The 22,165-nt window shown below is 46.2% G+C and carries 21 protein-coding genes and 1 pseudogene; 19 read left to right on the top strand and 3 right to left on the bottom strand.

The genetic code is table 11. From position 1 onward, the window contains the following. The first annotated feature begins 112 nt into the window (after nt 1-112). The 5 genes from ACFQ3J_RS01550 to ACFQ3J_RS01570 all read left to right on the top strand — a co-directional run bounded on the left by ACFQ3J_RS01550 (nt 113) and on the right by ACFQ3J_RS01570 (nt 3,534). A complete protein-coding gene (locus tag ACFQ3J_RS01550; RefSeq protein ID WP_091158409.1) occupies nt 113-943 on the top strand; it encodes a hypothetical protein in 831 nt (276 codons plus the stop codon). Nucleotides 944-1,047: 104 nt separating this feature from the next. Next, the gene (locus ACFQ3J_RS01555) at nt 1,048-2,163 is read left to right on the top strand and encodes an aminopeptidase (protein ID WP_091158408.1); all 1,116 of its coding nucleotides are present in this window, start codon (nt 1,048-1,050) and stop codon (nt 2,161-2,163) included. A 100-nt stretch (nt 2,164-2,263) separates the two neighbouring features. Further along, nucleotides 2,264-2,509, top strand: coding sequence for an HPr family phosphocarrier protein (locus ACFQ3J_RS01560; protein WP_091158406.1), 246 nt, complete (start codon nt 2,264-2,266; stop codon nt 2,507-2,509). Between the two features lie 141 nt (nt 2,510-2,650). After that, nucleotides 2,651-2,947, top strand: a complete 297-nt coding sequence (locus ACFQ3J_RS01565; protein ID WP_091158405.1) for a YlaN family protein — start codon at nt 2,651-2,653, stop codon at nt 2,945-2,947. A 224-nt stretch (nt 2,948-3,171) separates the two neighbouring features. Beyond that, nucleotides 3,172-3,534 carry an Asp23/Gls24 family envelope stress response protein gene (locus tag ACFQ3J_RS01570; RefSeq protein WP_091158403.1) on the top strand — a complete coding sequence of 121 codons (363 nt, stop codon included), beginning with the start codon at nt 3,172-3,174 and terminating at the stop codon, nt 3,532-3,534. 124 nt (nt 3,535-3,658) lie between these two features. Here the strand turns inward: ACFQ3J_RS01570 and ftsW are convergent, their stop codons facing one another. Both ftsW and ACFQ3J_RS01580 read right to left on the bottom strand, forming a co-directional pair. Then, nucleotides 3,659-4,930, bottom strand: coding sequence for a putative lipid II flippase FtsW (gene ftsW, locus ACFQ3J_RS01575; RefSeq protein WP_251580911.1), 1,272 nt, complete (start codon nt 4,928-4,930; stop codon nt 3,659-3,661). Between the two features lie 13 nt (nt 4,931-4,943). After that, nucleotides 4,944-5,291, bottom strand: a complete 348-nt coding sequence (locus ACFQ3J_RS01580) for a YugN family protein (protein ID WP_251580912.1) — start codon at nt 5,289-5,291, stop codon at nt 4,944-4,946. 163 nt (nt 5,292-5,454) lie between these two features. On the opposite strand from ACFQ3J_RS01580, the gene ACFQ3J_RS01585 reads away from it, so the two are divergent. The 9 genes from ACFQ3J_RS01585 (at nt 5,455) to ACFQ3J_RS01625 (ending at nt 14,581) form a co-directional block, all read left to right on the top strand. After that, nucleotides 5,455-6,645 carry a M20 metallopeptidase family protein gene (locus tag ACFQ3J_RS01585; protein WP_251580913.1) on the top strand — a complete coding sequence of 397 codons (1,191 nt, stop codon included), beginning with the start codon at nt 5,455-5,457 and terminating at the stop codon, nt 6,643-6,645. Between the two features lie 129 nt (nt 6,646-6,774). Continuing rightward, nucleotides 6,775-7,209, top strand: a complete 435-nt coding sequence (locus tag ACFQ3J_RS01590) for a CBS domain-containing protein (protein ID WP_091158396.1) — start codon at nt 6,775-6,777, stop codon at nt 7,207-7,209. 89 nt (nt 7,210-7,298) lie between these two features. Further along, nucleotides 7,299-8,984, top strand: a complete 1,686-nt coding sequence (locus ACFQ3J_RS01595) for a DNA repair helicase XPB (RefSeq protein ID WP_251580914.1) — start codon at nt 7,299-7,301, stop codon at nt 8,982-8,984. 1 nt (nt 8,985) lies between these two features. Next, nucleotides 8,986-10,878 (top strand): helicase-associated domain-containing protein, encoded by a 1,893-nt coding sequence (locus tag ACFQ3J_RS01600; RefSeq protein ID WP_251580915.1) that lies wholly within the window; start codon nt 8,986-8,988, stop codon nt 10,876-10,878. A 119-nt stretch (nt 10,879-10,997) separates the two neighbouring features. Next, nucleotides 10,998-11,435 carry a YlbF family regulator gene (locus tag ACFQ3J_RS01605; protein ID WP_091158391.1) on the top strand — a complete coding sequence of 146 codons (438 nt, stop codon included), beginning with the start codon at nt 10,998-11,000 and terminating at the stop codon, nt 11,433-11,435. Between the two features lie 213 nt (nt 11,436-11,648). Continuing rightward, on the top strand, nt 11,649-11,915 hold the full coding sequence (locus ACFQ3J_RS01610; RefSeq protein ID WP_047910945.1) for a YlbG family protein: 267 nt from the start codon (nt 11,649-11,651) through the stop codon (nt 11,913-11,915). Between the two features lie 271 nt (nt 11,916-12,186). Next, nucleotides 12,187-12,624: a hypothetical protein gene (locus ACFQ3J_RS01615; protein WP_091158389.1), complete on the top strand. Its 438-nt coding sequence runs from the start codon at nt 12,187-12,189 to the stop codon at nt 12,622-12,624. Nucleotides 12,625-12,769: 145 nt separating this feature from the next. Continuing rightward, complete coding sequence (locus ACFQ3J_RS01620; RefSeq protein WP_091158387.1) at nt 12,770-13,684, top strand: selenium metabolism-associated LysR family transcriptional regulator; 915 nt, start codon at nt 12,770-12,772, stop codon at nt 13,682-13,684. A gap of 42 nt (nt 13,685-13,726) precedes the next feature. Further along, a complete protein-coding gene (locus ACFQ3J_RS01625) occupies nt 13,727-14,581 on the top strand; it encodes a PHP domain-containing protein (RefSeq protein WP_379292274.1) in 855 nt (284 codons plus the stop codon). 160 nt (nt 14,582-14,741) lie between these two features. On the opposite strand, the gene ACFQ3J_RS01630 is transcribed toward ACFQ3J_RS01625, so the two are convergent. Next, nucleotides 14,742-16,487, bottom strand: a complete 1,746-nt coding sequence (locus tag ACFQ3J_RS01630; protein ID WP_251580916.1) for an Rqc2 family fibronectin-binding protein — start codon at nt 16,485-16,487, stop codon at nt 14,742-14,744. A 263-nt stretch (nt 16,488-16,750) separates the two neighbouring features. Between ACFQ3J_RS01630 and ACFQ3J_RS01635 the strand changes: the two genes are divergently transcribed. From ACFQ3J_RS01635 to ACFQ3J_RS01655, 5 genes and pseudogenes are all read left to right on the top strand, one after another. Continuing rightward, entirely contained in the window at nt 16,751-19,540 is a 2,790-nt protein-coding gene (locus ACFQ3J_RS01635; protein ID WP_251581650.1) for a calcium-translocating P-type ATPase, SERCA-type, read from the top strand. 166 nt (nt 19,541-19,706) lie between these two features. After that, entirely contained in the window at nt 19,707-20,540 is an 834-nt protein-coding gene (dapF, locus tag ACFQ3J_RS01640) for a diaminopimelate epimerase (RefSeq protein WP_251580917.1), read from the top strand. A gap of 120 nt (nt 20,541-20,660) precedes the next feature. Then, a complete protein-coding gene (locus ACFQ3J_RS01645) occupies nt 20,661-21,356 on the top strand; it encodes a copper homeostasis protein CutC (RefSeq protein WP_091158381.1) in 696 nt (231 codons plus the stop codon). A 36-nt stretch (nt 21,357-21,392) separates the two neighbouring features. Further along, a complete protein-coding gene (locus ACFQ3J_RS01650) occupies nt 21,393-21,767 on the top strand; it encodes a hypothetical protein (RefSeq protein ID WP_251580918.1) in 375 nt (124 codons plus the stop codon). 134 nt (nt 21,768-21,901) lie between these two features. Continuing rightward, nucleotides 21,902-22,111 (top strand): annotated as a pseudogene (locus tag ACFQ3J_RS01655) (glycosyl hydrolase-related protein); the annotation flags it as partial. Nucleotides 22,112-22,165 lie beyond the last annotated feature (54 nt).

Here is a 22,165-nt window from a genome sequence, read left to right on the forward strand (position 1 = left end):
CGCTGTAAGCAAAACGGCGGATGTTTTTTATCGTTCTTGCTGGATATTAGCGATGTTTCTAGGCAAACCTAACAACCGACGATACTAATAGCCTGAAGGGCAGTGACTTATCATGCGAGGATTAAGATTACGTACTATACTAATATCGATTCTGAGCTTATCCCTATTTCATATCAGTGGATGCGGCGTATTCAACAATCCGCTTGATCCTGAGGAAACATTTCATCGAGCTCTTGCAGGACTTGCCGGGAAGGAAGAAATGACCTTCGAAGGACATGCAGGACTCAGAACCTCTGATCAAGGTGAGTTTACTGAGCACTTTGAATACAAGGGTACTTTATCTAACCATAACAAACTGGTCGTATCAAGTCAGGAATACGACCCGTTTGAGCCGAGCAGCAACAATAAGGCCGAGACAGACTCTCATCCTGTCAATATGGAGCGTAAGGCCGGCATGTGGAGGATATCGGAGCGTATGGAGGACAGCTCATATGGCAGCTTGACCCGATTGAACCCGGTAGAACAGCTGGAGAAGATCGGTTATATGAAAGGGAAAACGTTCAGCAGTGAATCAGGAACCCCTCGGGGGACTCATATGATTCGGATTGAGCTTGAGAAAGTTGAAGCCAGTAAATGGGTAGCCGATCAACTGAAGAAAGAAATGCAGATTCTGCATGATGAGCTGCCGGAGCTCGTAAATCAGGTGGACAATAGCAAACGCCAGCAGTGCATGAAGGAGCTGGAGAGGATATGGAACGAGGAGAATGATGGACTAAACGAAAGAGTGAAGAACATAGAAGTCAAATCTGTTTATCATCTTACAGTGAATAAGAAGTCAAGCTTGCCGATCAGGCTCTCTGCTGAAAATGAGGTCAGCTATAAGGATAATAGGGAAAAGAAAGAGATGCTCATTACAGACATCTATTTCAGTAAGTATCACTAAATTAGTGAATGTGGATGAATTCCAAGTTGGCTAAAGGGAGATACCCCAAATCACAATGGGGTGCTACAATAGACATGAACCAACTTGAAGGAGGAGCAATATTAATGAAAGATCCAAGAATTCAAAAGCTGGCGCAAAATTTGGTGAACTATTCAGTAAATGTACAGCCAGGCGAAAACGTACTTGTAGAAATGATCGGTTCTGAGCGAGATCTTATTAACGCCATTATTGAAGAGGTTGGCAAGGCAGGTGGTAATGCTTTCGTTCAGCTTACAGATAAGACCGTACAACGGGCAATGCTTAAGAATGCTACAGAAGAAATGCTGAAGACATGGGCAGAGATTGATTTGAAGCGTATGGAGCTGATGGATTGCTACATAGGTATTCGAGCTGGCGAGAACGCGAATGATCTGTCCGATGTACCTGAGGATAAAATGAAAATGTATAATTCACTGTACTCCCATCCCGTACATAGTGAAGAGCGTGTTAAACGCACCAAATGGGTCGTTCTGCGTTACCCGAACGCAAGTATGGCTCAGCTGGCTAATACGAGTACAGAAGCTTTTGAAGACTTTTATTTTGATGTATGCAATCTCGATTATGCCAAAATGGACAAGGCTCAAGATCCGCTGGCAGAGCTTATGCGCAAAACGGACAAGGTTCGCATTACAGGACCGGGTACGGATCTTACTTTCTCGATTAAATCCATCGGTGCAGAGAAATGTGCAGGGGAGAAAAACATCCCTGACGGCGAGGTTTACAGCGCGCCTGTGCGTAATTCTGTAAATGGTACCATCAGCTACAACACTCCAACTCTGTATAACGGAATAACGTTTGAGAACATCAAATTCCGCTTTGAGAATGGGAAGATTGTTGAAGCAACGAGCAATGACACGAAGCGTTTGAATGAAATTCTGGATTCGGACGAAGGAGCACGTTATATTGGTGAATTTGCAATTGGCTTCAATCCGCATATACTGCATCCGATGAAAGATATTTTGTTCGATGAAAAAATCGCAGGAAGTCTTCATTTTACGCCAGGTCAGGCATATGATGTTACGGATAACGGAAACTCCTCATCCATTCATTGGGATCTCGTTCTGATTCAGCGTCCTGAGTATGGTGGCGGAGAAATCTACTTTGATGATATCCTCATTCGCAAGGACGGATTGTTTGTCATTCCAGAGCTTGAAGGGTTGAACCCGGAAAATCTCGTTTAATGGATGTAATGGAAAAATCAGTTGCTAAGAAAGCGGATTCAAGGTATCATAAAGCTGGTTATATTACATTAGAGATCTGATATTAGACGGAGGGATTCCTATGTCGAGTAACAATGCAGCGGTTGTAGAAATTGCTCAAACTGCGAGTAAGTTCACTTCTTCTATCGTACTTCACTCAGACAGCAAGTACATTGATGTAAAAAGCATTCTTGGATTGTTTACTACGCTTGTGGGCAATAAGACTTATGAACTGCATGTTCATGGACCGGATGCCGATGAAGCGAAACGTGAAATCTCTGAAGTCTTTGCTAAGCATGGTTTGACGGTGGACGTTGTCGCCGAATAACAGTTTATGCAGCGATTGAAAGCACCTTTACCTTGATGGTAAAGGTGCTTTTTTTAGCAGGTTCTTGTCTTGGGCGAGGTTTTCGTCTAATATTAATGATATATGGTCGTACAAGATTCTGGACATAGGGGGGAAGAGTGCATGACTTCATCAAATCTGCAAGAACATCTGAGTTCCAAAGCGATTAGTCTTCTTGAAGAAGATGCAGATAAAATAAAGAAGCTTATTCAAGTACAGATGGAGAACTTGGCAACACGTTACTGCCCTCTCTATGAGGAAGTATTAGATACCCAAGTGTTTGGTTTCTCCAAAGAAGTTGATTTTGCTGTTCGTGCAGGACTTCTTCCAGCAGAAACAGGTAAGCAGCTGGTGAATAACCTTGAACGGAATTTGGCAGTTCTCTATGAAGCGTTGAATAATAAAGGAAATGTGGAATAAGCTTCAAGGTATCTATAGAAGCATGCATAGAGAGATGCATGCTTTTTTCGTGCCGCAAATACTCATTTGAATCTCAGTTTTATTTGAATCCGTTTTACATAAATTGTCCACAATCCGCGAAAATAGGAGCCAGCCAGCATATGTAAGGGATGAGATATATAGATTTGCTTTTTAGGGGTGAAAGGCTTTAAAATATGGGTAATGAAGCCAAAGGAGGATTCGGCATGGCAGAACAGCTCGAAATCGAAACAGGCAACATACGTATATCCAATGATGTTGTAGCTAAAATTGCTGGTCTTGCGGCACTGGAAACTCCGGGAATTGCAGCAATGTCCGGAGGGTTATCCGAAGGCTGGGCCAAGCGCTTCAGCGGTAAGAATGTACAGAAGGGTGTAACCGTCGAGGTTGGTTCCACAGAGGCGGCAATTGATCTAAGAATTATCGTCCTTTATGAAACACCAATTCACGAGGTGTCCCGGATGCTTCAGCAGAATGTACGTGTAGCCGTAGAGAGCATGACAGGGCTGCGGGTAGTTGAAGTTAATGTGAAAGTCGAAGGCGTGTCATTCAAGGGAGATGAGCAGTAAGTCTGTTACAGGTAACGAAGCGGCAACTTTCTGGTCTTCTGCAATGGAATCGGATAATGACAAAAAAAGGACAGTTTGGTCAATAAATATGACCAACACTGTCCTTTTGTCGTTATGACAACATTTATTTCGATGTTGTTCTCTTCTGCGTTCTGCGATTAACGAGAGCAGGCGATGTTCGCTGCTCCTCCGTTATAGTGCGAACGGACTTGACTCTTTCCTGAGTCATATCGAGACTATTTTCTCGGGAAATACTTAGCATGATTCCAATGCTGGTCATGGAAATGAGCAGGGACGTTCCTCCATAGCTAATAAAAGGAAGGGTAACTCCAGTTACAGGAATAGTCTGTGTTACTCCTCCGATATTAATGAAGGCCTGGATTGCAATAAGTCCCATGATGCCGACGCCTACAAGAGTCCCGAAGGAGTCCTTACAGCGCAATGCAATAATAAAGCCGCGCCAGATAAAATAAATATAAACCCCAAGGAACAGTATCGTTCCGATCAGCCCTAATTCCTCTCCGATAACAGCAAATATAAAATCGTTAAAGGCATTTGGCAAATAGTGGAGCTTAATAATGCCTTGACCAATGCCTGTCCCCGTCAGCCCGCCTTGTCCAATTGCAGTCAAGGAGTGAAGCAGGTTATACGATGCGTTGGTAGGGTCAGAGAGCGGGTCCAGGAATGACGTAAAACGTGCGAGCTGGTAACCGCCGGAATTGCCGGATGTATTGCCTGTCATCAAGTCAATAAGATATCCTGTACCGATGACAATGCCTGCACCTACAATGAGCAGCCCGATTGAACCCATAATATGCTTCATGCTTGCGCCGCCCGCATAGATAATGAGGCCGCAGGTAGCAACTAGAATAAAGGTGGTACCAAAGTCGGGCTGCAGCATGATCAGTCCGGCGACAAAGCCGACAATGATCATGACCGGAATATAACCGGTTCGCAGATCGCGGAACCGTTCGCCCTTCTTGGTAATCAGTGCGGATAGATATAGAATGAGAGAAACCTTAGCAATTTCAGAAGGCTGAAGGTTGATCGGCCCCAAGGCGAACCAACTCTTCGCATTGTTGATTTCAACACCTACAACTAACACGGCTAACAGCAATATGACCGTTAGGAGAAACAAAGGGATATATAATTGCTTGTACTTTGCAAAAGGAATGTTCATGGCTACGAACATGCCGATAACTCCGAGTATTGCAAAGACCACTTGTCGCTTGGTGAAATAAAGAGCATCATTGTCGTATTTGTCTGAGACGAGGGCTATGCTTGCGCTCGAGCTGTAAACCATGATCAATCCAAAACCTACTAATAACAAGGTGAGGATGAGTAACTGAAAATCAGGCAAACCTCTTCGCACGGGCCTTGTTTCTTTGGTCTTCATAGGCCGTTCCTGATTATGCTTCAAGCAGTTCCTTGAGCTGCTTAATCTTCTCGTTAGCAAGGCTCATCACAGGGGCAGGAATTTCACTTTCGTACTCCAGGCCGTGAGGAAAAGTCGCTCTTCCGATATATACAGCTTCTACAGATAAAATGGTGTCTGGTTTCTCTAGCTTGCCCTCGATTACACGCGTGTTGATCCGTAAGAAATATTCATTTTTTGATTTGCTATCTTCAATTTTGTAGTCGTATGTAGCACGGTAGTATTCCCACTGCCAACGAACAAAACCAGCCTTCTCCGCGCTTTCGTCTAAGTACGCAAGGTCGCTTTTGAGACCGTCCAAGCCCGTGTTCTCAAATATCATAGAAGATGAACCCTCCTTATACAATGCTCCATAATGTTCACAAATATCATGATAGTATGTTTCCTCAGCATGTGCAAGCTTTCCATAACCTGCCATTTCATATCGTTTAAGCATAATTTCTGATACAATGATAGGAAAACATTAGAAAGGGTGGAGAGCGTTTATGAGAGAGCGTAATTTAGATGAATGGCTTGAACAAATGATCGTCTGGAGACGTTATCTTCACCAGAATCCGGAGCTTTCCTTTCATGAAGTGAATACGTCGAGATTTATTGCGGAACAGCTCGAATCCTTTGGTCTTAATGTTGTGAAAAATGTAGGTGGACACGGTGTAATCGGTATCCTGCAAACAAATGAGCCAGGACCTGTCATTATGCTTCGTGCAGATATGGATGCACTCCCCATTCAGGATGAGAAAGAGACCTCTTATAAGTCTCAAGTGGACGGAGCAATGCATGCCTGCGGACATGATGGACATATGGCAACATTGCTGGCTACTGCAGCATATATGAGCGAACACAGAGAGGATTTCACTGGCGAAGTACGGTTCTTGTTCCAACCTGCGGAGGAGCTGCTGCCGGGAGGAGCTGCAAAAGTAATAGCGGACGGGGCATTAAATGATGTGGACGTCATTTACGGTATTCATTTATGGACACCCATTCCTCTTGGTAAATATGCCAGTACTCCTGGGGCAATGATGGCGGCGGCGGACGACTTTTATATAGAATTAACCGGAAAAGGCGGACATGGAGGAATGCCGCATACTAGCATTGACAGCATTGTAGCTGGGGCATCACTCGTGCTTCAGATGCAAAGCGTTGTCAGCCGTTCGGTGGATCCGTTGCAGCCTGCTGTACTTACAATCGGTACAATTCAAGGCGGCTCTGCGCAAAATGTGATTGCAGAGACCTTCACGATCAGTGGTACGGTTCGTACTTTTGATGACGAGACACGCTGCGTAATGAAGGAGCGCGTCCATCAGCTTACGGAACAGGTTGCTTCTGCTTATGGAGCAAGCTGCAACATTAATTATTTGATGGGCTACCCGCCAGTCGTTAATGATGACAAGGAAGCAGCCCGTTTTTTTGATACAGCGACGAAGGCATTTGGTGCAGAGCGAGTAAGTGTAACTCCCAAACTTATGCCAGCTGAGGATTTTGCTTATTATTTGCAGGAGATTCCAGGCTGCTTCATGTTTGTGGGGGCGGGTAGCGATAATACCGGAGCAATCTATCCGCATCATCATCCCAAGTTTGACTTTGACGAGCAAGCCATGCTTCATGCCATGCAATTATTCATACAAATGACAAAAAGCTATTCTGAGGAGTATATTACAACAAGCGTGCATGCATAATGTTTAATAGAACGAATCCATTTTATAATACCCTTAAGTTGCTGTTTCGGATATGCGGGAATTAGGGCTGCCTATTCTGGTTAACCTAATGATGAGAAGGCTTGAATTTCATAATTAGGAGGGCTTATGATGACGAAGAAAATGGTGTCCGAAGTGATGTCTACCGGAGTAGCGACAGTATCGGCAGATAAACATATCTATGATGTCGCAGTTATGATGAAGGATCAGGATACAGGCTTTATTCCAATCGTAGAAACCGAGAATAGCAATAAGCTGGTGGGTGTCGTGACAGATCGCGATCTTGTGCTCCGGGGGTATGCGGGCAAGCATTCCGGGTCAACCGGGGTTGAAGAGGTCATGACGAAGAAGGTTCATACCGTTACGAAGGATACAACAGCAGATGAAGCAGCTGAGTTGATGGCCAAATACCAGATTCGAAGAGTTCCGGTTATGGAGCAGGATCAATTGATTGGTATCGTATCTTTGGGTGATTTGGCGGTTACTCATCTGCTTACTGATAATGCTGGTGAGGCATTGACACAGATTTCGGAGCATTTACATTGATACAGCATCCACTTGCATGAAATGTGCCAGAAAAGTTCATTTTCGCCCATGCGAATTTGGACTTTTCTTGCTTTGGAAGGAGAAGAGATATGAACGCAGACAAAGCTTGTATTGTGCAGCGGGATTTCACCATTTTACTTGAGACGGGCCATCCAAACTATGAAGCCGCTAGAGAATTAATCGCACCTTATGCGGAGCTGGTGAAGAGCCCTCCTGCCTTTCATACATATAAAATGACGCCGCTCACACTGTGGAGTGCTGCTGCTATGGGATACAGCGCTGACGATGTCTTGAACAGCCTTGTGATGGTGTCCAGATGGAATATTCCTGCCTCGCTTATTCAGGATATTAGAGACATTGTAGAGAAGTATGGAAAATTAAGGCTGCAATCTGATGATGAAACCGGAGAATGCATACTTGTTAGTGAAGAGGCCAAATGGATTGACCAGATCCAGTCACATAAGTCGTTATCCTCCTATTCATTTGAACGATTGTCCGATACGAAGCTTCAAATTTCGAAGAAGGACCGCGGGCTGATCAAACAGCAGCTTATTCGTATCGGTTATCCTGTTATGGACCAGGCTGGGTATAAGCATGGCAGTCCGCTTGCCTTCTCGTGGAAATCCATGGAACAGGGCAAGGACAACAAGGAATTTCATCTTCGCGAGTATCAGATGGAAGCTGCAAATGCTTTTGAAGGAACAGATGGCCTTGGAGGAAGTGGTGTGCTTGTTCTCCCTTGTGGCGCAGGCAAGACCATTATCGGAATCGCAGTCATGGAACGTTTGCAATGTGAGGTTCTCATTCTGACTTCCAATACAACCTCTGTAAGACAATGGATCAGGGAGATTAATGAGAAGACAACCATTCCGGAAGCCTCTGTAGGCGAATACTCGGGGCAGACGAAGGAAGTAAGGCCTGTTACCGTGGCAACCTATCAAATTATGACCCATCGAAAAAATCAAAATGATGAGTTTACACATATGAAATTGTTCGGGGAGCGCAGCTGGGGGCTCATCATATATGATGAGGTGCATTTGCTCCCTGCTCCTGTATTTCGGGCTACGGCAGACATCCAGGCTACGAGAAGACTTGGTCTCACCGCAACTTTGGTCCGGGAAGACGGCTGCGAGCAGGATGTATTTTCCCTCATTGGTCCGAAGCGTTATGACATGCCCTGGAAAGAGCTTGAGCTGCAGGGCTGGATCGCTGAGGTGGATTGCAGAGAGGTACGGGTGCCGATGGAGGACGAGCTGAAGCAAAAATATTTGTATGCCGAGCCGAGACAGAAATTTAGACTGGCCTCTGAGAATCCAGCCAAGCTCCCTGTAGTGAAGCGATTGCTTGAGAGTCATCCAGATCTGCCTGCCCTCATTATCGGTCAATATGTAGGTCAGTTGAAGCTTCTTGCCGCAGAACTACAGGTGCCGCTAATAACGGGTGCTACCTCTCAGCAGGAGAGGAACCGTTTGTTTGCCGATTTTCGAAGGAAAAAGATTTCTACGCTGATCGTCTCAAAAGTCGCTAATTTTGCCATTGATCTACCTGATGCCGCACTCGCAATTGAGGTATCAGGAAGCTACGGCTCACGTCAGGAAGAAGCACAGCGTCTTGGAAGAATACTGCGGCCCAAGGAAGGGGCTAATAAAGCTTATTTCTATACATTGGTAACCAAGGATTCAAGAGAGCAGGATTTTGCGTTAAAGAGGCAGATGTTCCTTATTGAGCAGGGGTATGAATATCATGTAGCCGGAGAGAAGGAGGCGACCTTATAAAATGCCTAATCCAGAACAAATTGCGTTTGAGGAAAATATGAAGCAATTGAAGCAGAAGGAGAGGCAGCTGTATTTGACAGCCTTCCAGCTGTTTGGCAGTTCAGCGCTGCAGCTGGATACTCTACGGGAGGAGCTGGCCAGTGAGCTTAGCGGACTGGAGCTGGATCTCGCAGTCCTTCGGTTAAGAGAGCTTCATTTGTTGAAGACGGTGAAAAAAACGTGGGGGGAGCAAATCTACTATATTCCTTCTGCGTATTTAATATGGTTGACAGAACTAACCCTACTGCCTATGCTGCCCCTGTCCAATGATCATGATTCGATAGTGGAGCATGTCCTTCTTGAAGCGAAATCGGATATTACAGGTGAAGTCATTCATATCCTGTCCTATATTGCGATTCACGGAATGCCTCTGACTGCAAAAGGGACGATACATAAGAAGACGCTGGGCAAGCTGGGGGAAATGACCATTCTTCAATCTTCCGATTTCGAAGAGCTTTCTCTATCTTATGCCCATCCCGATGTCTATCCGGTGCATATCGCAGTCATCATGGATCTGCTGTTTAGCTTGGGTCTGGTACGAAAGGAGGAAGGGCAGATCACTATTGATGAACATGTGTTGGACAGCTGGCTGTACCTGTCTAATGAGCAGATGAGGCAGAACATTTATCATATTGCGGTGGAGAGATATGGATCATCAAGCCCAAGAGCTCAGCATTTTCGCAGTTTGCTTACCTGCTGTGGAAGAAGGGGGGCTGGACTGTCATGGCTGAGTCTGGATATGCTCTGTACATGCATAGTGGATAACGGATTTGCAGGGCAGATGACATACACTCAGCTTGCTGATTTTGCCAAAGGCTGGGTACGTCTGCTTGCTGCCTTTGGCTATGGAGAATTTGGTTCCTCTGAGAACGGCACTCCTTATTTTCGATTCGAGGAGCCTGTTGATTATGAAGAAGGACAGGGCGAGGATCCAGAAGAGGATCGTTCAGGGATCTTCGTACAACCCGACTATGAAGTTATGGTGCCGCCAAACACTTCCAAACGTTTAAGGTGGATTCTGGAGGGCTGTGCAGAGCTCCGGTCCAGGGATCGAATGTCCATATACAAATTGACGAAGGAACGGCTTCATCTGGCGGCTGAGCATGGTCTCGGCCCGGATACGGTAATGGAGTGGCTTGAACAATACAGCGAGACCAGTGTACCAGAACATGTTCGATTAGCGCTCGGGCAATGGGGAGCCGAGCTCGGAAAGACGACTTTGGAAGCTGTTATTCTGCTGCGCTGTGCCAATCAGAAGGATGCGGATGCTATTGAAGCTCATCCCTCCTATTCGATGTGGGGTACAGATGTGGAACGTATTGGCCCGAATCATTTCATTATAAACAAGGACAAGCTGAGCGAAATACAAAAAAATCTGGCTTCCATGGGTCTCGCCCCTGCGAAGGGAATTAAAGGCCTTAGTCCTGATACACGCGCCTATCCACTGACGAATGAGAGGGCGGAGCTCCCTATGAGATTTCATACAGAAACAGGCAAACAAGGGTTCGTATATACCGGAAACAATTTGCACTACTATGAAATGGTGGAGGATACACCCGACATTTCAAGCCTGATGCCTGACTTCAAGTCCATCCCCAAATCCTGGTATGAGGAATGGAGGGAATATCATCCTTCAACGGCTAAGCAAATTGTTCAGCAGGCGATTTCATGGCGTATCAGACTAGGCTTAGAATATGCAGGAACACGAAGAGAATTTATTCCTGAGTCCATTGGCAGAGGAGAACCTTGGTCTGTAAACGGCTATTTTGCACCGGGTCGAGCGATAAACGTAGCTGAGAAGAGTACACTTGTACCGTCAGAATGGACAAAAATGTCCCTTATTTTACCAGAATAAGTTAATTAGCCAGCAATATGAAGACAAAACTCTTCTTATGTATAGGCTCTTATGTTATGATATATATAGTCCTTTTCCTAAGAGAAATGGAACTTTGATATAGATCGGGATGAATTTTCATGAGCGTATCTGAGCTAAATACGGTTGATATGGCCCAAGTGCTGTCATACGCCTATGAACTAGGCGATATGATTAACCAATCTACGTTAGTAACAGATTATTTATATTGGAAAGAGCGGGTTCGGCAGAATCCGGAAATACAAGAATGGGTCCGACGTCTTTCGGACAAGAAGGAACTATTTGCGGAAACGGAGCGCTTTGGGCATTTCCACCCCAATTATCATAGTGCCAAAGACGAAGTTAAGGCTGTGGAAGATCAGCTTGAAGCTTTTGAAGAGGTTAGACGTTTTAAGGAAGCTGAGGCACAGCTAGACGATATGCTGCATCAGATGTCTGAAACGATCGCTTTTTCCGTTTCAAATTCCATTAAAGTTCCTAGCAACGATCCTTCACCAAAGCGCGGCTGTAGCGGGGGCGGAAGCTGCGGCTGCGGCTGACTTGTTCTGATGAACGCCGATGCCGGTATAGGGAGGATTTTGCAATAGACAGATATTGAATCAATTTCATAAATCATTAAAAAGGTGAATTTGAAACTATTTATAGACAAATAAAATCATTTTGATCTATATATACCTTTGATTGAAGCAGCTAAAGGGATTATGAAATTGATTCATAAGACTTGCAAAATCTGAAGAAGAGGGGAATTTCGCATGTTTGCACAGCGAACAGGATATATCATATGGGTCAGTGATCTAAAAGCTGCTCGCAATCTTGAAAAATATGGAACAGTACATTACATCTCAAGAAGAATGCATTACGTAGTAATGTATGTGAACGCAGAACGTGCAGAGGATACAATGAAGAATGTCAAAAGACTCTCCTATGTTCGCAAGATTGAACGTTCATACCGAAATGAGATTAAAACGGAGTACAGTAAAGACATTCCGGACAAAACCAGCTTTTATGGCGGGATTTAACCTGGTGTTAAAGACATCAGGAGGGAATTTCATATACAATCCGGCGGAGCGGCCCAATAGGCCGCTCTTTATTTTTATAATTTTCTGATGAAACAACGCTTTTTGGGGTGTCAGATAGGGCTGTCGTCGGATGATTTTTTCGATTGACATACTAATAACTCAAATTTCTCATCAAATGAAGCAATTTTGCCTTGAGCTATCGGGACTTATGTTGTAATATATTGGATAAATATGTAGATAGAAAGACCTATCTTGTGGAGAGTGATATCCCATGCGAGACAAGTTGATGCAGCGCTGGAGCACTTACGAACCTTTTTATGTGGCTCTAGGTGATAAGAGAGTAGCTGATATTGTCATTACGAACCATGCTAAGCTAAGATTTGTAGACCGAGTAAGACAGGATAATAACGATATTGAGAACATCGCAGCATGGCTCTGGGAGTGCCTCAAGCAGAACAGGATTTCACCCTACTATCGGAATGAGCAAGACGTTTATCTCATTGATGGCGATCTGGTCGTGGTTGCTGAATTCTCTGAATTGCCTGGTGAGTATGATATTACAGGGAATCCGCTTCACAAAATGATCATTGTCACTTTCCTTGGACGGATGTCAGAAACGATTGAACTGCGCGACTTGAAGACCTACTATTCCTGGCTGCGGCATTCAAGACGGATGACGCTAGTGAAGAACAGTCGTAAGAGAAAGTAGCAGTGAGCCTAGACGATATAGCTTCGTTTGAATAATAGCTTCGTTTGAATAATAGCTTCGTTTTAAAAGTGTGCAGATCAGATCTGCACACTTTTTTTGTGGATCGGTTACAATAAGGGAAGAGTTTAAGGGGGAGTAAACCAAGATGAACTTTCACCAGCTACATATTTTTTATACCGTTGCGGATAAAGGGAGCTTCTCTGCAGCGGCACAGGCTTTACATATGACACAACCAGCAGTGACGATGCAAATTCAATCACTGGAGGATTATTTCGGAACGAAGCTGATTCATCGTTCAACGAAGAAGATTGAATTATCGGAGGCAGGAGAAGCATTGCTCCCTTATGCCTTGCGCAGCATGGAGCTGTTCCGTGAAACAGATGAAGCCATGTCTTCCTTTACGGACAAGCTGCAGGGAAGATTGTTAATCGGCGCCAGCCTGACGATTGGTGAATATGTCCTGCCCCGTCTGCTTGGACCCTTCGGCAAGAAGCATCCTGACATATCTATTGTCATGAATGTGATGAATACAACTCAGATTATTGATGGGATTATGAAGCATCAGCTGAATTTTGGAATGATTGAAGCGCCGCTCTCTCACCCGGATTTGATCGTTCAGCCTGCCATGCATGATGAGCTGAAGCTGATTGTTCCAGGCAATCATCCATTGACGTATAAGGAAGAGATTAGGCTGCATGATCTGCTTGAGTATCCATTTATTGTGCGTGAGAAGGGATCTGGGACAAGGCAAGTCATGGAGGATGCAATCCGTGAGCATGGAGTGGACCCGGCAAAGCTGAACACCGTGATGGAGCTTGGCAGCACTGGAGCTATTAAATCAGCTGTCGAAGCCGGTGTGGGAATTACGATTATTTCTCCTTCTTCTGTGAAGCATGAAGTCACACTCGGTCTCTTAAAGATATTGGAGCTGAAGGACATTGAGTTCAAACGAGAATTTTATGAGGTGTATTCTAAATCATCCATGCTGCCCATTTCGGCGGTGACCTTTTTGAATTACTTAAAAAAGCAGGCTCATTCATTAGACGAGAGCTACGATTAAACGTTTCTAATGAGCGGATTAATTGAAAGGAGTATTCTTAATATGTCTATGGAGAAGAGAACAGATCGCTGCGATTTGCATACCCATACGCTGGCATCAGACGGCATGCAGTCACCTACAGACAATGTCCGGCTTGCATCAGCCAGAGGTCTTGCTGCTGTGGCTATTACGGATCATGACACTGTCTCCGGTGTGGAGGAAGCCGTGAGAGCGGGAGTACAATACGGCATCCAGGTCATTCCAGGCGTTGAGATCAGTACCCGGGCCGGAGGTAAGGATATTCACGTTCTTGGCTATTTTGTTGACATACACAACTCCAAATTTCTTGAGCGGCTCGAATCACTAAGGCGCACCAGGGAAGAGCGGAATACGCGTATTCTAGAGAAGCTGCAGGAGCTTGGACTATCGGTGACGATGGATGATGTGATCGGCGTAATGAATAGACCTTTGGATAAGGATGAGACGATTGGGCGTCCACACATTGCGGATACACTCGTTCATAAAGGCTATGTAAAGAACATGCGCGAAGCGTTCGATCTCTATCTGGCTGAAGGGAAGCCGGGATTCGTCAGTGTTCCGCGTATATCCCCTGCTGAAGCTATGGAATGGATTAGAGAGGCCGGCGGTAAGCCTGTTCTTGCTCATCCCGGACTGTACGGGGACGATGAGCTGGTGAACCAAATGATTGAGCAGGGTAAGCCCGAGGGCATTGAGGTCTATCACTCTGATCATGGCCCTGCGGAAGAAACGCGATACAGAGCTATGGCTGAAAAATACAGCCTTGTCATGACAGGCGGGTCAGATTTTCATGGGGAGAGACAGGGTGTCGTGTTCCATGGAGATCTGGGCAGCGTGACCGTGGATGCAGAAGTTCTTGAACAGTTAAGCGGGAAGTAAACTGCAGCGTAACGTGAAGCTGAAGCACCTACAATACCTGAAGCATCTGAATCATCTCAAATATTAAAAAACACCTTCAAGAGTGCGCTCCTTGTGAAAAGGGTACATTTTCTTGAAGGTGTTTTGTTAATCTTCACTTATTCAAATTAGCTTATCTAAGTCAGGATCCGTTCTTGATAACACTCGGGAGCTGTTTGATTCGCTCCTCATCAGGCGTAACAAATAACGTCTTCTGGTTATCATAAATAACAAAACCGGGCTTTGCGCCGCTGGGTTTCTTCACATGCCTGACGAGGGTGTAGTCAACGGGAACACTGCTGGATTCTTTGGCTTGGCTGTAATATGCCGCCAGCTGAGCAGCTTCTTCAAGAGTCACCTCACCAAAAGTACTCGACCGGATGACAACATGCGAGCCGGGAATATCCTTCGTATGCAGCCAGGTATCTCCTGAGCTTGCAAGACGGTTCGTCAAGTATTCGTTTTGCAGATTGTTTTTGCCCACACAGATTTCAATGCCTTCCGATGAAGTGAACACATGCAGTGTTGGCAAATTGTTTTTCTTTTTTTTCTTAGCGCCTTTCTTGCTGCGATCCCGTAGATATCCCTGCGACACCAGTTCTTCGCGAATTTCCTCTATATCGTTCATGGAGGCAATGGACAGCTGCTGCAGTAAATTGTCCATATAATTAATCTCTTCACGTGTCTTTTTCAGCTGATCCTCGATGATCTGCAGACTATTCTTATATTTGTTGTACTTCTTGAAGTAGCGCTGTGCGTTGTCCGAAGGTGTAAGAAGCGGATCAAGCGGAATTCTCACTTCCTTCTGCTCCTCATCATAGAAGTTAGGAAGTACAGCTTCCTTGTCCCCCTTCTGAATAGCATACAGAGATGCGAATAGAAGCTCACCGAAGATTCGATATTGATCAGCATCATCTGCTTCGGCAAGATCCTTCTGTAAGTGGTCCAGCTTCTTTACATTTTTGTTGCGCTCGTTCTGCAAAAAGCGGAGCAGATCGCTCACCTTCTGTTTGACCGCGTCTCGCTCAGCCTTTTCACCATAATAGGCCTCCATGCATTTGCTGATGGATGAGTACGGGGTTGACTCTCCGCTCAGATGTGTAAGAGGAATGGCCGAAAAGACCATCTTCCCCTTCGTATTTTGACCGATGACGGGGCTGAACTGGTATGCAGAGACAAGGCACATCACCTCGCCAAAGGCTTGGATCAATCTCGGCAGCGCCTCAGACTTCGACTGTCCGCTAAGCCCCGCGCGAAACACAATTTCTTCGGATATGAGCGGACTTATACCGCTGAAGGTGTCGACAAACCACTTGGCAGCTGTCCCTTCATAGGCTGTGAAGGCCTCGAAGACGGATGAGTCGGCTGTTAATGGATGATGCTTGTTCTGCTGAGGCGGCTCGGTATAAGAAAATCCGGGCATGATCACTCGATAGCTGCTAATGGCGGGAGTGACATGATGTATCCCATCCATCATGGTGCCTGATGCAGGATCGAGCAATATAATATTGCTGTGCCGTCCCATCAGTTCAATAATAATCCGTTTTACAGATACATCCCCCAGCTCGTCTCGCTGCCTTACGTCGATGTGAATAATTCTTTCCATACCGACCTGACTGATCTTTTCAATAATTCCGCTCTCACAGTGCTTGCGCATCAGCATACAGAACATGGGGGCTTCCGTCGGATTAATGAATGTTTGTTCTGTAAAATGAACGCGAGGATAGGTTGGGCTTGCCGACAGCAGCAGCTTGGCATTCTCCCGACCTGCGCGAAGGCTGATCACAATGTCATGCGTATTCGGTTGATGTATTTTATTGATGCGTCCGCCAACACAGGCTTGCAGTTCGTCTACAATAGCGCGGACGACGATTCCGTCTAGTGCCATAATTTAGTGTTCTCCCATCTTAAGCTTTGGTTCGTAGCCGAGATAAGGCTAGATCCACTTCTTACTATCATGCCATAGTTTTGATAAAAACTTAAGAGCTCTTTAGATGTGATAATTCAGCCCTTGTCCGAATACAGTAATGTTAGAAGTTTGTCCGGTAAGATTGGCACTGCTTATGAAGTATATGAATCCTATTTTGATTCGGGCACGTCATGACACTGGACAGGCACAGGACTAAAGACCGGGAGGGGAAACTGTACGTGATGGAGCATAAGAATTGGCATCAGATGAGCATAGAGGATCTTGGGGCCAGCCTGGATGTTGACCCGCAGATAGGTCTGACAGAGGCAGATGCGGAAGAGAGGCAAAAAAAATCAGGAGCAAACGAGCTGTCCGAAGGGAAAGGGATCTCACCGATCACCCTTTTCCTGAATCAATTCAAGGATTTTATGGTGCTTGTTCTGGTTGGGGCCACGCTTGTATCCGGGCTGCTGGGCGAATATCTGGATGCAATCACCATTATCGCTATTATTCTGCTGAATGGAATCCTTGGCTTTGTACAGGAGTTTCGTGCCGAGCGATCGCTCAGCGCGCTGAAGAAATTGTCTGCGCCGACTTCTAAAGTGCTGCGAAACGGCAAGGTGCTGCAGATACCGGCCAAAAATTTGGTCCAGGGAGATATTATCATGCTGGAGAGCGGGGATCGCGTTCCGGCAGATATTCGTTTTGTTGCAGCCAGCAACTGTGATGTTGAAGAATCTGCGCTTACGGGAGAATCTGTGCCAGTAAGTAAGCATAGCAGAATCATTCAGCAAGAGGATATTCCGCTCGGTGATCAGAAGAATATCGGTTTCATGGGCACGATGGTGACCAGAGGAACAGCCAAGGGAATCGTGATTCGCACCGGTATGGATACCGAAATGGGTAAAATTGCTGATCTGATCCAGAATACCGAAGCGCAGGAGACGCCTTTGCAGCGCAGACTCGAGCAGCTAGGCAAAATATTAATCGTTGTTGCCCTGGTGCTTACTGTTCTGGTAGTTGTGGCAGGTATTCTGCATGGACAACCGGCAATAGGGATGTTCCTGGCAGGGGTGAGTCTTGCGGTCGCTGCAATCCCTGAAGGACTGCCGGCGATTGTAACGATTGCACTTGCACTGGGTGTACAGCGTATGATTAAACGAAAGGCGATTGTCCGCAAGCTTCCTTCGGTTGAAACGCTAGGCTCCGCTTCGGTTATTTGCTCGGATAAGACAGGAACGCTGACGCAGAACAAAATGACGGTGACGGATGTCTGGCAGGGCGGCCGTCATCTGAAGGTGTCCGGGGAAGGCTACAGCCCTTCCGGACAAATTACGTATCAAGACCAACTCGTAGATCTCAAGAGTGATCAATCTCTTCGCAGACTGTTCCAAATCAGTGCGCTCTGCAACAATGCGCAGATTGAAGAGGTTCAGGCGGGAGATATGCGAAACGGCAAGAAGATGCTGGAGGAGACGGAATGGAGGCTGAAGGGAGACCCGACGGAAGGGGCACTGGTTACGCTTGCCTCCAAAGCGGGTGTATCTCCGCAAAGCCTGTCTGGCTTATATGAGCGTGTGCAGGAGTTCCCATTCGACTCGGAACGGAAGCTGATGTCAGTGATGATGAGGCATCAAGGCGGAAGGCTTATCTTTACTAAAGGTGCACCGGATGTGTTAATACAGGAATGCACCTACATCATGTGGGAAGGCAAGGTGGTGCCTTTTACCGGGACGCTGAGACAGAGAGTGACGGCAGAGGGAGAGAGAATGGCAAGCTCAGCTTTGAGGGTGCTTGGCATGGCCTATCGTGACGTGAAGCCGGAGGAACACGTAGATAGTGAGCATAAAGCGGAAAGCCAGTTGATCTTTGTTGGTCTCGCAGGGATGATTGATCCTCCACGCAAGGAAGTGCGCGATGCCATCGTAACATGCAGAAGAGCCGGAATCAAGACGGTCATGATTACGGGAGACCATTCTATGACAGCAGAGGCGATTGCGCATCAGCTTGGGATATTGCCGCGGGATGGCAAGGTACTGACAGGTCAGCACCTTGCTTCACTAAGTGATGATGAGCTGGACAATGAAGTCGAGCAAACCTATGTTTATGCAAGAGTATCTCCGGAGCATAAGCTTAGAATCGTAAAAGCACTTCAGCGCAAAGGTCATGTGGTTGCTATGACAGGAGATGGAGTGAATGATGCCCCTGCGATCAAAGCCGCAGATATTGGGATTGCGATGGGGATAACAGGTACGGATGTAACCAAGGAAGCCTCTGCTCTCATATTAAGTGATGACAATTTCTCTACCATTGTCTCAGCTATTGAGGAAGGGCGAAATATATACGAGAACATTAGGAAGTTTATTCGTTATTTGCTGGCTTCCAATGTCGGAGAGATATTGACGATGTTCTTCGCCATGATGGCGGGTCTTCCGCTGCCACTATTGCCGATTCAGATTCTATGGGTCAATCTTGTGACCGACGGTCTGCCAGCTATGGCGCTAGGTGTTGACCAGCCGGAAAAAGATCTAATGGAGCATAAGCCGCGCTCTGCTAAAGAAAATATTTTTGCAAGAAGACTGGGCTGGAAGATTATTAGCCGTGGTGTGCTGATCGGATTATGTACGCTGGGGGCATTCTGGCTAACGTTGCAGGCCGCACCAGATAGTGAAGGGCAGCTTGTTAAGGCCCAGTCCGTAGCTTTTGCAACGCTTGTTATGGCACAGCTTATCCATGTATTTGACTGCCGAAGCTCAAGATCCATATTCCATCGCAATCCGCTGCAGAATAAATATTTGGTTCTTGCGGTTCTCTCATCTGTCATTCTCATGCTTGTCGTGATGTACACGCCTCAGTTGCAGCCGATCTTCAAAACGGTACCGCTTGACCTCAGAGAATGGGCTCTCGTCATCGTTGCCGCAGGGATTCCTACATTCCTGCTTGGAATCGGCAGTGTATGGGGTGGACGCCGTAATCGCCGGAGATTGACAACCGGAGGCTACACACCGAAAAGTACAAAGTTTTCAGCATAAAGTAGATTTCCTTCGCTTCTTGAGATATGCTATCCTGAAGAAAAAAGTCGACAGCTTATCCTATTTTAGCAGGATGCTTGAGATGAACAGCTTGGCTAGATAGAATGAGCCATTTTATAATAGGGGTTAGTTCGATCTGGAATGCCAAAAGGAGCGGAGTTACTTCATGGAATTTACGAAAATGCATGGGCTAGGAAATGACTTTGTTGTCATTTATGGAGAACAAGAGCTTCCCGCAAACGCGGCAGAGCTGGCGATAAAATGGTGCAATCGGTTCTTTGGGATCGGTGCAGATGGCCTTGTATATATTTTGCCTTCCGATGCTGCGGATTTCCAAATGCGCATCATTAATTCTGATGGTACGGAGGCTGAACAATGCGGCAATGCTATTCGCTGTGTTGCCAAATATGTATATGATAACGGGCATATAGACCGGGAAGAGATTACGATCCTTACGATCGGTGCAGGTGTACAGCCCGTTCAGCTGACTGTAAAGGACGACAAAGTGGAGACGGTGCGGGTTGATATGGGAGAACCTGTACTTGACGGCCTTAAGGTGCCGACGACGATTGATGCTAACCCAGTTGTGAATGAACCTATTGAGGTCGGAGGCAGCGGCTTCCGGTTCACTGCAGTATCTATGGGTAACCCGCACTGTGTTATTTATGTTGATGACGCAGTCAACTTTGATCTGGCCGCTTGGGGATCCAAGATGGAGGTACATCCATTGTTCCCTAACAAAACGAATGTTGAGTTCGCAACGGTGAAGGATCGCAGGCATGTAGATATGCGTGTATGGGAACGCGGTGCTGGACCTACGCTTGCTTGTGGAACCGGCGCTTGCGCTACCTTGGTATCCTCTGTTCTGAACGGAGTAACGGATCGTGAAGCATGGATCAGTCTCAAGGGCGGAGACCTGTATATTGAATGGAGTGAGGCAAATAATCACGTGTACATGACCGGACCTGCTGAGATTGTATATACAGGAACTACGAACTAATGTAATCGAATTATTTTGTAAATCTGAAGGCATCCCCATCAACTTATCGTTTTGGTTGATGGGCGTGCTTTTTTTATGGAATTATATTAAATAGTGGTATTAGACAAGGAGTGGATAGTGATGCTGTTAGAGATTATAGCAACGACGGTGGATGATGCTGTTACGGCCGAGAAGTACGGTGCAGATCGATTGGAGCTGATTACGGCCATTACTGAGGGCGGATTGACCCCAGGAATCGGTCTTGTTTCACAAGTGGTGAAGTCTGTGAGCATTCCTGTTCATGTCATGGTGCGTCCGCATAGCCGTTCCTTCGTATATAGTAAGTCCGATGTGGAAACGATGGTCTCCGAAATTGAAGCCATTAGACAGACGGGGGCGGCAGGTATTGTACTTGGTGCATTGACGCCAGATGGAAAGATTGACGAACAAACACTGGAACAGCTGTTGAGCTCGTCTGGTGATATGCAGGTGACGTTTCATCGCGCCTTTGATGAGCTGGAGGATCAGCTGGAAGGCCTCCGTACTCTTGCGAAGTATCCTGCAGTAACGAGAGTACTGACCTCGGGTGGTCCAAATCCTGCTCCTCAGTCGATTCCGCAAATTCGCAGACTTGTGGAACAGACAGCAGCCAGCCAGCTCCGTATTTTAGCCGGCAGTGGCTTGAAGAGGGAGACGATCATGGACTTTATTGAGCAAACGGGTGTAACTGAGATTCACTTCGGCTCGGGGGTACGCCATGATCAGTCTGGTCTACAGCCGATCGATTCAGCCGAGCTTAAGGCGCTCTCGGGCTGTATCCATGAGTATGGGCAGTAGCCCTCTTGGAGGTCGACTGCTGAGCCGAAAGTATGCGTGCTGGAGGATACATCCTATCGTGCATCCATTGAAATTACGCATGAGTGGGAAGTCCCTGCCTCTGCAGAGGATACGCTGGATTTAGAACAACGGGAGCTGATCTATTATCCGAATCGGACATCAGGACGCACAGAACAGATGATTCCTCTTGCGATCCGTACGATTCTGTCACTTGAACGAAGTGGAAAAGCAGTGAAGATCGAGACCACCTTCAATAATCAGGCAAAGGATCACAGGCTGCGGATTTTATTTCCTACGGATATGCGTCCTCTGTTCATCATGCCGACTCAATGTTTGAAATTGCTGAGCGGGATAACCATCCTGCTGCAGAATGGGAGAATCCGAGCAATACGCAGCATCAGCAATCTTTAGTAAGTCTGACCAGTTTCAGATTCCATGGACAGCGGTTCAAACCGATGTGCATACAGGTACAGCTGCACCCAGCCATGCAGTGATCAATTGGGACAGCCCGAACCTGGCCTTTTCTTCTATAGAAGGTAAATGAAGAGTCGAATGACTTGATGCTTCACTGGTATAACATGAGTGCCAATGAAACAGCACTGGAATTAAAGAGTAATAGTTATAGCTCCTGCTATAAGAGAAATATTCTTGAAGAGCGAGAAGAACAGGTTACTCCGGAGAATTTCGAGAGATCCGCTGTGATCAACATGCCAGTTGGGGCATGTGAAATTGTTACCTTGGGCCTTATAAAATAATATTAATTCATTAATTACCTATCGTAATAGTCGATTTTATTGTTGTATTTGGAA

This window comes from Paenibacillus provencensis (assembly GCF_042678545.1).
Classification (GTDB): domain Bacteria; phylum Bacillota; class Bacilli; order Paenibacillales; family Paenibacillaceae; genus Paenibacillus; species Paenibacillus provencensis.